At 38.4% G+C, this 15,449-nt stretch carries 11 protein-coding genes and 1 pseudogene; 7 read left to right on the top strand and 5 right to left on the bottom strand.

The genetic code is table 11. The features are described from left to right. Nucleotides 1-34 precede the first annotated feature (34 nt). The 4 genes from HX13_RS14375 (at nucleotide 35) to HX13_RS14360 (ending at nucleotide 4,762) form a co-directional block, all read left to right on the top strand. Entirely contained in the window at nucleotides 35-601 is a 567-nt protein-coding gene (locus HX13_RS14375; protein ID WP_050021683.1) for an RNA polymerase sigma factor, read from the top strand. Continuing rightward, nucleotides 576-1,958: an outer membrane beta-barrel protein gene (locus HX13_RS14370; protein WP_050021682.1), complete on the top strand. Its 1,383-nt coding sequence runs from the start codon at nucleotides 576-578 to the stop codon at nucleotides 1,956-1,958. Before HX13_RS14375 ends, HX13_RS14370 begins: the two co-directional genes overlap by 26 nt. Before the next feature lie 43 nt (nucleotides 1,959-2,001). Further along, nucleotides 2,002-2,856, top strand: coding sequence for a T9SS type A sorting domain-containing protein (locus HX13_RS14365; protein WP_238555364.1), 855 nt, complete (start codon nucleotides 2,002-2,004; stop codon nucleotides 2,854-2,856). Between the two features lie 370 nt (nucleotides 2,857-3,226). Then, the gene (locus tag HX13_RS14360; protein ID WP_050021681.1) at nucleotides 3,227-4,762 is read left to right on the top strand and encodes a YifB family Mg chelatase-like AAA ATPase; all 1,536 of its coding nucleotides are present in this window, start codon (nucleotides 3,227-3,229) and stop codon (nucleotides 4,760-4,762) included. Nucleotides 4,763-4,773: 11 nt separating this feature from the next. Here the strand turns inward: HX13_RS14360 and HX13_RS14355 are convergent, their stop codons facing one another. Further along, entirely contained in the window at nucleotides 4,774-5,388 is a 615-nt protein-coding gene (locus HX13_RS14355; protein ID WP_157837446.1) for a GLPGLI family protein, read from the bottom strand. Next, complete coding sequence (locus tag HX13_RS14350) at nucleotides 5,366-5,587, bottom strand: hypothetical protein (protein ID WP_050021679.1); 222 nt, start codon at nucleotides 5,585-5,587, stop codon at nucleotides 5,366-5,368. Before HX13_RS14350 ends, HX13_RS14355 begins: the two co-directional genes overlap by 23 nt. A 606-nt stretch (nucleotides 5,588-6,193) precedes the next feature. Here HX13_RS14350 and HX13_RS14345 point away from each other — a divergent pair. The 3 genes from HX13_RS14345 (at nucleotide 6,194) to HX13_RS14335 (ending at nucleotide 11,201) form a co-directional block, all read left to right on the top strand. Continuing rightward, entirely contained in the window at nucleotides 6,194-9,304 is a 3,111-nt protein-coding gene (locus HX13_RS14345; RefSeq protein ID WP_050021678.1) for a non-ribosomal peptide synthetase, read from the top strand. A gap of 75 nt (nucleotides 9,305-9,379) precedes the next feature. Further along, on the top strand, nucleotides 9,380-10,531 hold the full coding sequence (locus HX13_RS14340; protein WP_050021677.1) for a histidine decarboxylase: 1,152 nt from the start codon (nucleotides 9,380-9,382) through the stop codon (nucleotides 10,529-10,531). A gap of 31 nt (nucleotides 10,532-10,562) precedes the next feature. Continuing rightward, on the top strand, nucleotides 10,563-11,201 hold the full coding sequence (locus HX13_RS14335) for a GNAT family N-acetyltransferase (RefSeq protein ID WP_050021676.1): 639 nt from the start codon (nucleotides 10,563-10,565) through the stop codon (nucleotides 11,199-11,201). A gap of 114 nt (nucleotides 11,202-11,315) precedes the next feature. Here the strand turns inward: HX13_RS14335 and HX13_RS14330 are convergent, their stop codons facing one another. The 3 genes and pseudogenes from HX13_RS14330 to HX13_RS14320 all read right to left on the bottom strand — a co-directional run bounded on the left by HX13_RS14330 (nucleotide 11,316) and on the right by HX13_RS14320 (nucleotide 15,435). Then, nucleotides 11,316-12,554, bottom strand: coding sequence for a spondin domain-containing protein (locus HX13_RS14330; protein ID WP_050021675.1), 1,239 nt, complete (start codon nucleotides 12,552-12,554; stop codon nucleotides 11,316-11,318). A gap of 118 nt (nucleotides 12,555-12,672) precedes the next feature. Then, complete coding sequence (locus HX13_RS14325) at nucleotides 12,673-13,149, bottom strand: YdeI/OmpD-associated family protein (protein WP_050021880.1); 477 nt, start codon at nucleotides 13,147-13,149, stop codon at nucleotides 12,673-12,675. Between the two features lie 77 nt (nucleotides 13,150-13,226). Next, nucleotides 13,227-15,435 (bottom strand): annotated as a pseudogene (locus HX13_RS14320) (S46 family peptidase). Nucleotides 15,436-15,449: the final 14 nt, after the last annotated feature.

The following is a 15,449-nucleotide window of genomic DNA, read 5'->3' as shown; positions in this document are numbered from 1 at the left end:
TTAATCAGTATTTAACCGGATAGGGCTGCAGTACATGGAAGAAAATAAAGAACAGATTTTACTAGAACGTCTTCTGATGAAGGATGAAGCTGCCTGGAAGGAACTTTTCGGAGCTTATTCCGGAAATCTGACCTATGTCTGTTCCCGGTATATTGCTGAAAAGGAAGATGTACATGATGTTCTTCAAAACAGTTTTATCAAAATGTTTCATTCCATAAAATCATTTGAATTCAGGGGAAGTGGCTCGTTAAGAGCCTGGATGACAAGAATTGTTGTTAATGAGTCATTACAACATATAAAACAGAAAGCAGCTTTCAGGTCGACTATCGAAGTGGAAGACCTTCCTGAAATACCCAATGAAGAAGAACCGGATTTTGAAGAAATTCCAAGAGTAGCCATTATGAAAATGATACAATCTCTTCCGGATGGATATAGAACGGTTTTTAACCTGTATGTTTTTGAAAAGAAGAGTCATAAAGAAATTGCCAACACCTTGGGAATCGCGGAAAACTCTTCCGCATCACAATTTCACCGTGCCAAAGGATTGCTTGTTCAGAAAATAAAAGAATTTAAAAATGTCAAAAAAACACAATATGAATAGTGAATGGCTAAACAATCTGCACCGCAGAATGGAAGACCATGAGATGGAGGTTCCGGATGGATTGTGGGATGACATCAGGGATGAATTATTCTCTGAAGAACATGAAATGAAAGGTGTTGCCGGGCTTAGTACTGAAAATCACACAAAAAATAATGCAGCAGAACACAGGCAAAAGAGCAGGACCCTGATGTACCGTATCGGAGGAATGGCAGCGGTTGTAGCCGGATTGGTTTTTTTAGTGATGAACCTGTTTCCGGAAAAAAATGATAAGCCTCTTTCTGGCCTTATTTCAGATTTACAAAAAGAGAGAAGAAAAAATGGTCTTGCAGAAAACCTTACAAATAATGTAAAACCGGAAGCAAGGACGAATCCTGATATTTCACTGACAAAAAATAGTCTTGCTGAAACAAAGGCCGGAAATATTGCAGATCAAGGATATTATAAAACAGTCCTGAAAAAAGAAAATAAGGATAATGATGGAGCAGCCCGGGAGATAATTGCCATTCAGGAGATAGCAAAAGATTCCCGTAAGGAAATTCAAATAGCTCAAAAACAAACCGGGGCAGATGAAGTAAGCGGTAAAGAAGCGAAAGAAGAGATATTTAAACAGGAAAAATATACTGATAACAAGAAGAATCCGGTTACATCTAAAGCTAAAAAGTCCTGGATGTTGGGAATGCTTACGGGAAATGTTTCTTCCAACACAGCAGAACAGCAGTTTCCGGGATATGCTTCGATGAACGGAAAACCAATGACTGTAGAACAGGTATGGAGCACTTCAGCATATGAAGACGATCCACTGACAGCTGTATTATTGGCAAACCAGAGCCAGCCGGTAGAAGCCAAGATCCGGCATAGAATACCGGTTACTTTTGGTCTTTCCCTGTATTACAGCTTAGGAAAAAAATGGGGAATAGGGACGGGGCTCAACTATACCAAACTGGTGTCTGATCTTCATTCAGGAAGTACGGCCAATTATATTAAAGGTCAGCAAACCGTCCATTATATTGGAATTCCTGTGCAAGTCAATTATAATGTAATCCGAAAAGGGAAATTCACAGGCTATGTCACAGGAGGAGCATTGGTGGAGAAGCCTGTATCAGGAAGCCTTACGACAACCTATATCGTCAATGATGAGGTTAAAGAGACTTCAAAAGAGCGTTTAGACGACAAACCCTTGCAGTTTTCGGTAAACACGGCGGTTGGGCTTCAGCTAAAAGTTATTGACCGTTTTGGCGTCTATGCAGAACCGGGAATTGGGTATCATTTCAAAGATGACCGCTCACCCAATACGATCTATAAAGAAAAACCTTTGCAATTCAACCTGAAGTTTGGAGTCAGGATACTGCTTGACTGATAGCAGAGGATAACCATTTAAAACAAAACTTAAATATTAACATATGAAAACAAACTTAATTTTTTTTGCCGTAGTGCTATTCGGTATCCTGAATATAAAAGCACAGTGTAATCCTACCGTTACCAGTCCCAGGTTAGGGCTGGTTTATCAGGATAAAATTTTATTCTGTAATACGGAAAATGAAGTGCTTTCTACCCAGACCTACAGCAATTACCAGTGGTATAAACAACAATGGACCTGGCAGACCCCCAATACAAATCCCTGGGTAGCGATTCCGGGAGCAACATCGCAACAATTGACAATTAATGGTTACGATGATCAGCTGTATTATTTTAAAGTTGCTGTTACAGAAGGAGACTGCACGGCAGAAAGCCCGGCCATCATGGCAGACGGATATGTTTACGGACTTCCTTCTATGATCTCTACATTTACTCCCGGCACTTATGAAGAAATCGGACCCGGAGAATTTAACATATGTACAGGAGCTTCCGTGAAATTCGACAACACATTTCCTGCCGTATATGGTATTCATACATGGTTTAAATGTTTCCCAGGCAATATACCCCCATCTGCTAATGATCCTTGTATCATCAGCGGGGTGACAGGAGACTCTTATACGGCTACTGAATCAGGCGAATATGGCTTTTATGCATGTACGGAGTATTGCCCTGACCAATGCGAATTCTTGGGAACCAATTCTTTCGTGAAATTAAACTTTGGTGAATGGGATTTCTGCAAAAGTTTAGGAACAGGAGAAATAAAAACCAAGGGGAACAACTTAAAGGTATACCCGAATCCTACGGTACAATTCCTTTATATCGGAAAAGAGTTTGATAAGATATATAAGGAAGTCTCTATCATTGATATGACTGGAAGACTGATCCTTAAAAAAAAATGATCATAAGTACAATGAGCCTATTGATGTAAGCAGCCTTGCGCCCGGAAATTATATGATTATTTCCAAAAGCTCAGATGGGAAAAATGAATTTAAAAATAAGTTTATCAAAAAATAAGATTAATAGGATTAAATAATCTTTTCATTAGTGTTTAGTTGTGGTTAGATCGGTGCAAATTTTTTGTGCCGATCTTTTTTATTAACGCAATCATCAATAAAATGATTACGTTTTATTTGATAAACAGACACATGTTATGTCAGAATATTGATTTAAGAATATCATTTCTAGTAATTTATTTTTTGTAGAATGTTATCAATTTAAAACATAATTTTTAAAAATAGAATATTAATTACATTTACCGCAAAAACACCCATGCTGATTAAAATTTATGGCAGCGCCATTCACGGAGTTGCTGCGCAAACAATTACTATTGAGGTCAATATTGATACCGGTGGAGTAGGGTATCATTTGGTAGGCCTTCCTGATAATGCCATTAAAGAAAGCAGCTATAGGATATCTGCCGCCTTGAAGAATGTTGGCTATAAAATTCCCGGTAAGAAAATTACTATTAATATGGCACCCGCAGACCTTAGAAAAGAAGGTTCTGCTTATGACCTGAGTATTGCCATTGGCATTTTGGCAGCTTCAGATCAGATCCTTGCCGAAGATATTCAGCAGTATATCATTATGGGAGAGTTATCCCTGGATGGCAGTCTGCAACCAATTAAAGGAGTATTACCCATTGCCATTCAGGCCAGGGAAGAAGGTTTCAAAGGAATTATTCTTCCCATTCAGAATGCGAAAGAAGCCGCTATTGTGGATGATCTCGAGGTGTATGGTGCAGAGAATATTAAGGAAGTTATTGATTTCTTCAACGAAGGAAAAGCTATTGAAAAAATAATATTAGACACCCAGAAAGAATTTCATGAAAAGATCAATGACTTTCCATTTGACTTTTCTGAAGTAAAAGGCCAGGAAACAGCAAAAAGGGCCATGGAAGTAGCCGCTGCAGGAGGGCATAATATTATCCTGATAGGCCCTCCCGGAAGTGGAAAAACAATGTTGGCTAAAAGGGTTCCCAGCATCTTACCTCCATTGACAATAAAAGAAGCGCTGGAAACAACAAAAATACATTCCGTAGCAGGGAAAATTGGAGCAGAGGCATCTTTAATGACTGTTCGTCCCTTCAGGTCCCCTCATCATACCATTTCAGATGTAGCTTTGGTAGGCGGTGGAAGCTATCCACAACCCGGAGAGATTTCTCTCGCCCATAATGGTGTACTTTTTCTCGATGAAATGCCGGAGTTTAAGCGGACCGTATTGGAAGTTATGAGACAACCTTTGGAAGACAGGGAAGTTACCATTTCAAGAGCCCGGTTTAGCGTAAATTATCCGGCAAGTTTTATGTTGGTAGCCTCTATGAATCCCAGTCCTAGCGGTTTTTTTCCTGATGACCCCAATAATACTTCCTCCGTATACGAAATGCAACGATATATGAATAAACTTTCAGGTCCTCTCCTGGACCGTATTGATATTCACATTGAAGTGCAGAAAGTAGAATTTGAGCAGCTTTCCGAGAAAAGGAAAGGAGAGAGCAGTAAAGCAATACGGGCGCGTGTGTTGAAAGCAAGGAATATTCAGAATGAACGGTATAAATACCTTAATATCAGTTGCAATGCCCAGATAGGACCCAAAGAACTTGAAGCTTTCTGCGAGCTGGATGAAACTTCTTTTAACCTCATCAAATTAGCAATGGAAAAGCTAAACCTTTCCGCCAGGGCTTATGATCGGATCTTAAAGGTAGCGCGAACAATAGCAGACCTTGAAGAATCCGAAAAAATTCTTTCACATCATATCTCTGAAGCCATTCAGTACCGAAGTTTAGACAGGGAATTCTGGAATGCCTGATCTGCATTTTATTATTTATAGTTAATGATAAATTCCTTTTCAATAAAGTTGTTATTGGATTTTAATTCCCGTTGAGCTTCTATAGTCATCTGTTTGAAATCGACAGATATCTTATTCCCGTGCTCATCAATAAGAGTAGGCATATTTCCCCCTTTCATATCGGCTAAAGGGTCCGCATATTCCTGAAGCTTTAGCTGAATGTATTTCTTTTTATCAATCAACAAAGGTTTTTCTCCAAAAAATGTTTCTACAATTCCTGAGGTGTTGTATTCTTTATCCAGCACCTTATTTCTGACCAGAGTAAAATGATAATAACGCCGGTCATCATATATTTCCAGAATCATCCCCGGCAGTCCGCGGAACTTATAGGGACCTTCCGGAAAAGGAATGCTTTCTGCAAACCATGCGGTCCATTGTCTTCCACCAAAATGTGTCCTGGCAGCCTGAACTTTTATGGAGCCCATCATTTTGGTTTCCGGCAGAATAGACCATTTCATTTCATCATGGCTTTTCAATTGTACGGGAGTTGACCCTGCAGAAAGATAATTGATATTATCAAAGCTGTTTCTGTCTCTTTTGATATAATGGTATAATTGTGTTCTCTCATACCTTGATTCTGAGCTCACATTTTTTTGTAATACTATCATTCTTATAATCGATCAATGAAAAATATTTTACAGATTTGGGATTAATATCTGTAATAAAAAATTCTTTAATTTCCTGATTGGCAATAGTGTCTGGTTTAAATTTTAATTCATAATAAAATCTGTTGCTTTGTGCATATACCATTGAGCTTGCCAGAAGAAGAAAAACGAATCTGATCATAAGTGTCTTTTTCTACATACTACCAAAAAGCAAACCCTTTTCTAACGTATGACTGGTATTTTCGCGACATTATAAAAAAATAACAAAAACATTATTTTTTTTAACATCATTTAATTTAAAAATTAATGTTTTTTTCATTTGTTGCTGTAATACAGTTGCTTATGTCTTTTGCTTTATGGATTTAAAATTATTAATTCGACAATATAATATAATGTAGAAATTATGTAACACTTTATCCAAATTATTATGTTAAATTTAATTTTCAAATTATTAAAATTAATTCATTATGAAAGATTAAGTCAATGCATATTTGTTTATTTGGTGTATTTACAATAAAAAATACGAAAATAAACTGTCTTTTTGATAGTAATAAATAAAGCTTTAGCATTATTTATAGTTCTACTGAATAAGTAGATCCTTTAGTCTTTCCGATATCTACCTTGCTACCGTAAAATTGCAGTTAATCAGTTAGCTGTGCCTACCCTTTATGTCTGTTTGTTTTATTTAAAGCTGCTCACATTCAGGAATGAACTGCTATTATGGTAGATGCGGATATTAGAAGACATACATTAATTACTAACCATGAATTACATTAATTTATTACAAATGCCAAACACAACACCTACACTAGAAACACAACCATCAGGAGCAACTGTATTGCTGTCTTCGGAAGACAGGGAAAAGCTTTTACAAAAATTTAATATGACCGGCTGGGACTACCTGCAAGAAGAAACATTAGAATCTCTCTTCAGGAATCAGGCACGTCGCCATCCCGATAATATTGCAATTGTATACCAGCACCAGACAATGACTTATAAAGAATTGGATGAGCGAAGCAACCAGCTCGCCAATGCATTATTAGATAAAGGAATAAAAGAAGGGAAATATGTCCCGGTATGGCTGGACCGTTCTCTGGAATGGGCAATAGCCGTTCTTGGAATTATTAAAACAGGAGCAGCCTATGTACCCATAGATCCTGCCTATCCGGTAAAAAGAGTAGAATATATTCTTTCAGACACTTCTGCAGAGTTTATTATTACAAACCATTCATTAGGTGAACAGCTGACAAAAAGCGGGAAAACAAAAATTTTCGAACTGGAGCAAATGAGCAGCCTGGATTCCTGGTCTTCAAATGATCCGGCCCTTAAGGTGAATCAAAATGCCTTAGCTTACACCATTTATACTTCGGGCTCTACAGGAAAGCCCAAAGGAGTTATGATTACACATCATACCATTCAGCATTTAGTAACCTGGCATAATCATCATTTCCATGTTGATCACACTTCACACTTAAGTTTGGTGGCAGGGCTGGCATTTGATATATCCGTATGGGAGTTTTGGTCGGCACTTACTTCGGGAGGCACTATTTTTATAGCAGATAATGAAGAAAGGACCAATGTATCTGCTTTAGTGGATTATTACCGTAAAAACCGGATTACCCATGGCTTTGTTCCTTCCGTGCTGGCACCGGCAGTTGTGGATAGTACCCGGAACTATAATGATTTGACATTGAAATATCTCTTTACGGGAGGAGAAAAGCTCAAACCGGTACTCACAACAGAGCTGAACTATGAATTGATTGATTATTATGGTCCTACAGAATGTACCGTGTATGCCACCTTTAAAAAAGTTAAAGACGTCAACGGGCAGTATGTACCCTCAATTGGAAAACCGATAGCGAATGCCAAAGCTTATATTTTGAACGAAAACCTGGAAGTATTACCGGTAGGCGCCGTGGGTGAACTATTTATTGGCGGAAATATCTTGGCTAAAGGATACCTGAATAATGAAGAGCTTACAGCCGCTAAATTTATTGCCAATCCATTTAAAGAAAATGAAAAACTATATCGGACAGGAGATCTCGCCAGATGGCTTCCCGACGGTGATATTGAATTTCTGGGAAGAATGGATAATCAGGTAAAAATCCGTGGATTCCGGATTGAGCTGGGAGAAATAGAGCGTAGTCTTACTCAGGATAAAAATATCCGGGAAGCCCTGGTGATCACAAAAGATACAGTAAATGGAAATAAATATCTGGTGGCGTTTGTTGTGGCAACACCCGGAGCTGAAAAAGACGGTACTTCTGTTAGAAATCAACTGAAAGAAGAGCTGCCGGGGTATATGATTCCGGCCCAGATCATTTTTATAGATAAGATTCCTTTAACGGCAAATGGTAAAACAGATATCCGGTCTTTAAGGGAACTTGCAGATAAAGAAGCCAGAGATCTGATTTCATTGGAACCGCCAACCAATGAAACCGAGAGAATAATAGCAGACATCTGGTCTTCAGAATTGGAACGTCCGGTTATTAATATAACGGATAACTTTTTTGATATCGGAGGAAACTCTCTTTTAGTAGCGGTGGTAGCCGTTGCACTGCAAAGAAAATTGGACATGAAGGTTTATCTGAGGGATATTTACCAATACCCGGTACTGCAGGATCTTTCGGAAGTATTGATCAACAGGGCCAAAGCATTCAGAGAGGCAGCACCCATAGAAGATGTAGAACCTTACGTGGAATTACAACAGGATGTGTATCTGGCTCCCGGAACTGTTTTTGCAGGAGGCTTCGATCCAAAACAAATGGAAAACCCGGCCGTCATTTTCTTAACCGGAGTGACAGGTTTTGTGGGGATTCACCTTTTACAGGAGCTACTGGATACCACACAAGCGGATATTTACTGTCTGGTGAGAGCGGAGGATGAATTCCATGCTATGGAGAAAATAGACCGTTGTTTTAAACAATATCATATCCCTCAAAAACATGAACAAAAATCCAGGATTATTCCCGTAATAGGTGATCTTGCCCTCCCTGCATTAGGTCTTTCGGATGACAAATTCAAAATGCTGGCAACAAAAGCTGATCTTATTTACCATTCCGGAAGCTCCGTGAATTTTATCGAACCTTATTCTTATATGAAGGCTCCGAATGTGGAAGGGTTGAGAGAGATTATAAAGCTTGCCGGAGCCGAAAGGACCAAATGTCTCGCCTTGTTGTCTACAATTTCTGTATATAGCTGGGGGCATATATTCACAGGCAAAAAAGTGATGCTTGAATCCGATGATATCGAACAAAATATCCTTTCGGTAAGCAAAGATATCGGATATGTCAGAAGTAAATATGTGATGGAAGCAGTAGCAGATCTGGCGGCAAAAGAAGGATTGCCTTTGATTACCTACCGTCTCGGCTACGCCATGTGTCACAGCGAAACAGGCGCCAGCGCACCTTATCAATGGTGGTCCGGACTGGTGAAAAACTGTGTGGAATTTCAGTCCTATCCTGCACTTACAGAACTCAGAGAGGGATTAATCACTGTAGATTATATGACAAAAGCAATGGCCCATATTACAAAAAATAAGGACGCTATAGGGAAAAAATTTAACCTCATTGCAAGTCCTGAAACGAATCTTACCCTGGAGGATTTCTTCGGTCTGATGAAAAAGTATTATGCATTCCCGCTTAAAGGTCTTCCTTATAAAGAATGGAGAAAGCAATGGGAAGACGACAGTAAAAACCGTTTATACCCACTAACGAGCCTTTTTAAAGATAATATGCATGAAGGACTGTCTACGGTTGAACTTTACCAGAACACCTATGTTTGGGATTGTTCCAATGTTACCCGCTTTTTGGAAGGATCCGGAATCAAAGAACCGGTATTTGATAAAACCATACTTGATTCTTACTTACAATATCTGGGAATTCCTGTTACAGAATAAATACCAATCAGGCAGCTTAGCTGTCTGATTTTTTTATGATGAGAGAAATCTTATTTTATCAATAATAAAAAATTAATGAAAGCCAGAGAACAAAAAAAATTAATAAACTTTATTAATGTAATAAAAGAAAAATCTACTTTTTCTATTGGCTATCCTTTTGCCAGAGATTTTGATTATACTGAACTTTACGATCTGTTTCAATATCCGATTGCGAATGTAGGGGATCCCTTTATAGAAAGCAATTATGCTGTAAATTCCTTTGAAATTGAAAGAGAAGTGATTCAATTCTTTGCCGGTTTATTCAGGGCACCAAAAGATAATTATTCAGGGTACGTTACCAGCGGAGGAAGTGAAGGTAATCTTTATGGGCTGTACATCGCAAGGGAAATATATCCCGAAGCTATAGTGTATCATTCTTCTGAAGCTCATTACAGTATAACCAAAAATATTCGCTTACTGAACTTACGATCTGTAGAAATACAGGCGGACTCAAAAGGAGAAATGGATTATAATGCCTTAGAACAGTCAATAGAACAACACCGGCATTTGCCCGTCATCATTATTGCCAATATAGGAACTACTATGACGGAGGCTAAAGATGATATTCCCACAATCAGGCAGATTTTAAAAAAATGCTCTATAGAATCCTATTATATCCATTGTGATGCAGCGCTTTCGGGAGCTTACCTTCCGTTATTAGAAGATGACCCCCGTTTTGATTTCAAGAATGGAATAGACAGCATTGCCTGTAGCGGGCATAAATTTATTGGTTCACCTGTTCCGTGTGGAATAGCGATTGTCAAAAAAAACTATAAAGAGCGATTAGGGCAATACATATCATATATAGGTTCGCAGGATACAACGATTGCCGGATCCCGGAACGGGCATAGCCCGGTATTTTTATGGTACGCCGTCAAAAAGCTGGGCAGGGAAGGAATGCTCTTAAGGGCACAGCAATCTCTTTCCATGGCAATATATGTTCAGCGCAGGCTTGAGGAAAATAATATATTCTGCTTTCGGAATGAAAATGCCATTACTGTAGTATTTTCCAAGCCGGATGATCAGTTATGCCGTAAATGGCAATTAGCAACTAAAAATGGATATGCCCATCTCATTTGCATGCCTGGTATTTCCAAAAATATTATTGATGATTTTTTTAATGACTTATTGAAAACGCTTCCTGTAAGTAATAAGAATCTTCTTGGGAATGCCTGCCCCTTGACATGAATATAATAACACACCAATACAACTATTTATTATGAAAAACAATTTAGAAACATTAGCTCCTGAAACAGGATTTGAAACTCCTGTTGTCTTTACAGAACCTGAATCCTGGCATTGGAAAGTATTAGCAAAAGCTTTTATAACTGATCCTACTATTAGATTCTGGTTTAACGGAAAAGAGAATGAAGATTTACTTGAAAATTTTTTTGAAGCTGTGGTTAAGGATGTTTTAATGTCAGGGGGTACAGTATTCAGTAGTGCTGACCGAAAGGCCGTTTTCGTGTGGGCCTGGCTGGGAAATACAGATCAGAAGGCTAACACATTTAAAGAGAAATGGCATGGTATCCTTGGAGAAACAGGCGTAAAACGATACAATTGGCTTTATGAAGCCGGAAACATCCACTTAAACCCTGATAAAGTTCAAAAAAGTATGGAGCCTGCTTATTTAGCAGTACTTCCTGAAGCTCAGGGACGTGGGTATGGCAGCCATCTTTTTAAATGGACTTTAGACTATTTTGACCGGAAAGGTTATGATGCCCCTTTTATATTGGCAAGTACAAGACGTTCAGCAAAATTATATTGCCCTTTATTAGGCTATGATGTCCATAAAGAGGTATTTGTAAACAGCAATGATACAGAACCAATAGGTGTTTTTTTAAAACGGAAAAAGTAAATACCATAATAAATACCAATGAAAAATGAAAACCAGGCAGCTTTGCTGCCTGGTTTTCCAATAAACCAAAACAATCAAGATGAAACCTTGATATACATTGATTCCAGCAAAACTTTAATTCACAGTTACTTTTATTACATTTTGTACAGCAGGAACCGGATATTGTGTTCCTACTTTAGAAATGACCATATTTTCACTTTGTGGAGTTCCTCCAAATAAAGCCTGACGGTTTCCGGCACCAGGATATTGATCAACTCCTGTACCTGAATCAAATAATGTTGTCTTTGAAGTAATATCTCCTTTGGTATTGGCATCAATCATTTGTTCGTTGGCATAAAACCAGTCATTGGAGAATCCAAACATTGTTACGTAGGCAATTTTATCCCCCGGATCGGCCTTAAAGTTCGTCATAACCTTGTTTCCCGGTGCTACGGGAGCGCTTCCGGCAACATATACACCTTTTACATTAGGTAGAGATTTTAAACTGGTTTGAAGTTTTGTTACATTCCCAAACTGTGCGATTTCTTTCAATCCCATTCCGTTATCTGTTTTTCCCAATTCGTAAATAGGATTTTTGTCACCACGATACACTACGACTAATGCAGGAGATAAGCCTGTCATAATGCCGGTATTCGCAGTAAGCTTGGTCATCATTTTAGTGATGTTCCCCATTTGGGCAATATCAGTAATTTCAGGATTGGATAAAGTATTAGGCATAAAGAAAGGAGTACTGTTCAACAGCTGGGATCCATTGTAATTGGAAACCGCCCATACTCCCGGAGAAAGTGGGGTCTCATTAGCAGTTCCACCCGAAGTGTTGGTAATGGTAAGTGTGAACTCAGATTTTACATTATCATAAGCCAGATTAAGCTTTACCAATTGTGAAGCATTCACATTAGGAACCTGCATAATTGGTTTGCTTTCTGCTTGTCCCGTCTGGTTGTCCTTAGTTCCGTTATCCCACAATAATACGTCGGAGGAAACATCCCCTGTAATGGCATTACCATTGCTGTCAAATAGCTTGATTCCTGGCTGCTTTGAAGCGAAGAACCAGTCTTTTGAAGCTCCATACATGGTAGCAAACATAAGTGCTTGCGCCTTACCTGCGCTGAATTTGATGGTTTGAGATTCTCCGGGTAAGATAACTTTATGCCCTGCCGCTGCAAGAAAAGTAACTCCCGGAATTTCTCCACTTTCTACAAAATCTTTAGGGGTAACGACATTTTCGAATGTGATAGTCTTTTGATAAGACATATTCATCATGTCGTTATCCGAATCGTTACATGAAGACAGTGTAAATGTAACTGCCATTGCTGCAGCAAATGCTGTTGTTGTGAAAAAAGTTTTTTTCATAAAGTGAATTTTTAGAGTTATAACTGGTATGTACAACTATAGTCGAACACTTTTATGAATCCTGACAAAAAAGTATATAATTATTATTAAAAAGAATCAGATACTAAAAAAAAGAGTATTAAATCCCCTTTTTCCCTTCTAAAATCATTTGAATCATTTTACTTTTTCTATTTTCTCTTGTTTCCGGTTTTTTGGCTTCTTCAATCCAGCGGATATATTCTTTTCTGTGGGTATAACTCATCTTATCAAATAATACTTTTGCTTCAGGGTTTTGATTAAAAATAAAAGCAATATCATTGGCAATCTCAACCAGCCTTTCTTCTTTATCTTCAATAAGAGAAACGGAAACCTCATCACCAAACGTTTTTCCAAGCTGTTTTCTGATTTCCTGGGTCAGTCCTAAAATATGGCAATCGGATTTCATTTTAGCCAGACTTCCGCGATACTCTACTTTGCCATCAAATGTAGCTTTAATTTTTACCAAACCTTTTTTCCCGAATAATTCCTCAGTAGAAAAAGGAAAATCTACAAAAGCAGCATTCATTGTGCCACTTTGTTTGATGGTAGCGGTGAATTCAATAGATGGAGGTCTCATAATAAAGATTTTAAAATCCAAAAATAAAAAAAAACCGTGAAAGCAAATTTCACGGTTTCAAAATAGATCAAAAAAGATTATTTTTTCTTTGTTTTCTTAGGAGTTGCAGTAGTTCCTGAATTTTTGGTTTTTGTATCTGCCGGAGTATTCTCTCCTCTTACAAGCTTTAATTCATCAATTAATCTTCTTGCTCCTGCATACTTATCGATGGTCCAAAGGACAAAACGAACGTCCACATTGATTGTTTTTTGCCATTCAGGCTCAAATACAATATCCCCGCTTAATGCTTCGCTGTTTCCGTCGAAAGCAATACCGATAAGGTTTCCGTCTCCGTCAATCACAGGAGAACCAGAGTTTCCACCTGTAATATCATTGTTGGAAAGGAAGTTGACAGGCATATATCCTGCAGCATCAGCATACTGCCCGAAATCTTTAAGATTGTAAAGATCAATCACTCTCTGAGGAAGGTCAAACTCTTCATCCCCTTTCTTGTATTTACCTACAAGACCGGTCATATCTGTATAATAGTTATCAGTAACACCGAAATAGTTTCTGTCACTTCTGATAGGAAGTTTATCTACAGTTCCGTAAGTTAATCTCATCGTAGAGTTGGCATCCGGATAGAATTTTTTCTCAGGCATAGCTTTCATTAAGCCGGCTAGGAACAGACGGTTGTTTTTTTGCGAAATTATCATCTATCTTAACATATCTTTCAGTATTCATTCTCTGATCTGCTTCTATACCGTTAGCTATTTTCCAAAGTGGATCAGCATCAAGTTTTAATGCGTCAGGATGCAATAAGAAATTGGTAGCAGAAGTCTTGTTTGCAAAAATAGAAGAATAGGCAAGGTTAGAAACATTTTTAGCATCTAATCCTAGGATGGTAGCAGAAGCCACCTCCTTGTTTTTCACTCTGGCCTGGTAAAGGCTGGTCATTGCAGCCAGCATCTCTCCTTCCAGAGATGGGTTGAAGTTTTCGTAAGCCGCTTTAATAGCTGCTTCTGTTTTAGCTTTCATTGCTAATCTTCCCTGCATATCCTGGGCAGCATAGGTTTTAAATAAAGATCCCAGTCTCGCAGCAAGGGATATATATTTTACATTTCTTGAAAACTGGCTGGCATAGTTTCTTTCAACATTTCTGTCTGAAACCTGGTTATAATAAACTCCGATATCTTCCAGGACACCGTCATAAGCTTCATTTCCAGGCATAGAAGCCCATTTTTTAAAGGTCTCTTCAATCTTTTGCTTATCAGAGATCGTACCGTTTTTCTCAACAGCATCTATTGTTCCCTGTCTGTTTTTCCAGTAATTGGCCACAGAAGCATATTGAGAAGCATAGTTAAGCTGAGTAGCCTTATCTTTATCCATGTATTTTTTCATAACGTCCATGGCTACTTTGGAAGCTTCAACCCATGCCGGATAATCTTTGCTTACCATTTGCTGGATACCATAAGAAGTCAGGTAACGGTTGGTTCTTCCCGGATAACCCAGGATCATTGAGAAATCGCCAGGTTTAATTCCTTTAAGGGAAACCGGAAGAAAATGCTTAGGCTTCAATGGAACATTGCCCGGAGAATATTCGGCAGGGTTACCTGCGGCATCAGCATACACTCTGAATACTGTGAAATCTGCCGTATGTCTTGGCCATTCCCAGTTATCCGTATCTCCACCGAATTTTCCTAATGAAGAGGGTGGTGCACCTACTAATCTGATATCTTTATAATCCTGATACACAAAATAGTAGAATTCATTTCCATTGAAGAAGTCTTTTACAACGACTGTATATTTCCCGTTTTCAGAGTTTTCTGCCTGGATAGCCTTGGTTTCAGCATCAATAACAGCTTTTCTCTCTGCTCCGGTCATATTGTTGTTAAGTTTGGAATTGATTCTTTGCGTAGCATCATCCATTCTCACTAAAAATCTTACGTAAAGATCCTTTGCATTGAATTCGTCCTTTTGTTTCATTGCCCAGAAACCATTCTTCAGGTAGTCTTTTTCTGGTGTAGAAGCAGCGGCAACAGCGCCGTAGCCACAATGGTGGTTGGTGAATATAAGTCCTTTATCAGAAACAATTTCACCTGTACAGAAGCCACCGAAGCTTACGATAGCGTCTTTTAAGCTCGAATTGTTTACCGAGTAAATTTCTTCAGGCGTAAGATGTAGACCCTCTTTTTGCATATCAACACCATTAAGTCTTTTGATGAGCATTAGCAGCCACATCCCCTCATCCGCCCTCATCTGAGCAAAGCTCAGCAAGAAAGTGAATAGTAGAAATAGTCTTTTCATTTTATAAAATAATT

The sequence above is a fragment of the Chryseobacterium sp. P1-3 genome (genome assembly GCF_000738495.1).
GTDB classification, from domain to species: Bacteria; Bacteroidota; Bacteroidia; order Flavobacteriales; family Weeksellaceae; genus Chryseobacterium; species Chryseobacterium gallinarum.
This window is presented reverse-complemented; position numbering and strand designations above follow the sequence as displayed.

Bases quoted from the DNA above. Each gene is read 5' to 3' on its own strand.
- HX13_RS14340 (WP_050021677.1), top strand. From the start codon at position 9,380: ATGAAAGCCAGAGAACAAAAAAAATTAATAAACTTTATTAATGTAATA.
- HX13_RS14360 (WP_050021681.1), top strand. From the start codon at position 3,227: ATGCTGATTAAAATTTATGGCAGCGCCATTCACGGAGTTGCTGCGCAA.
- HX13_RS14345 (WP_050021678.1), top strand. From the start codon at position 6,194: ATGCCAAACACAACACCTACACTAGAAACACAACCATCAGGAGCAACT.
- HX13_RS14335 (WP_050021676.1), top strand. From the start codon at position 10,563: ATGAAAAACAATTTAGAAACATTAGCTCCTGAAACAGGATTTGAAACT.
- HX13_RS14350 (WP_050021679.1), bottom strand. From the start codon at position 5,587: ATGATCAGATTCGTTTTTCTTCTTCTGGCAAGCTCAATGGTATATGCA.
- HX13_RS14325 (WP_050021880.1), bottom strand. From the start codon at position 13,149: ATGAGACCTCCATCTATTGAATTCACCGCTACCATCAAACAAAGTGGC.
- HX13_RS14375 (WP_050021683.1), top strand. From the start codon at position 35: ATGGAAGAAAATAAAGAACAGATTTTACTAGAACGTCTTCTGATGAAG.
- HX13_RS14370 (WP_050021682.1), top strand. From the start codon at position 576: ATGTCAAAAAAACACAATATGAATAGTGAATGGCTAAACAATCTGCAC.
- HX13_RS14330 (WP_050021675.1), bottom strand. From the start codon at position 12,554: ATGAAAAAAACTTTTTTCACAACAACAGCATTTGCTGCAGCAATGGCA.
- HX13_RS14365 (WP_238555364.1), top strand. From the start codon at position 2,002: ATGAAAACAAACTTAATTTTTTTTGCCGTAGTGCTATTCGGTATCCTG.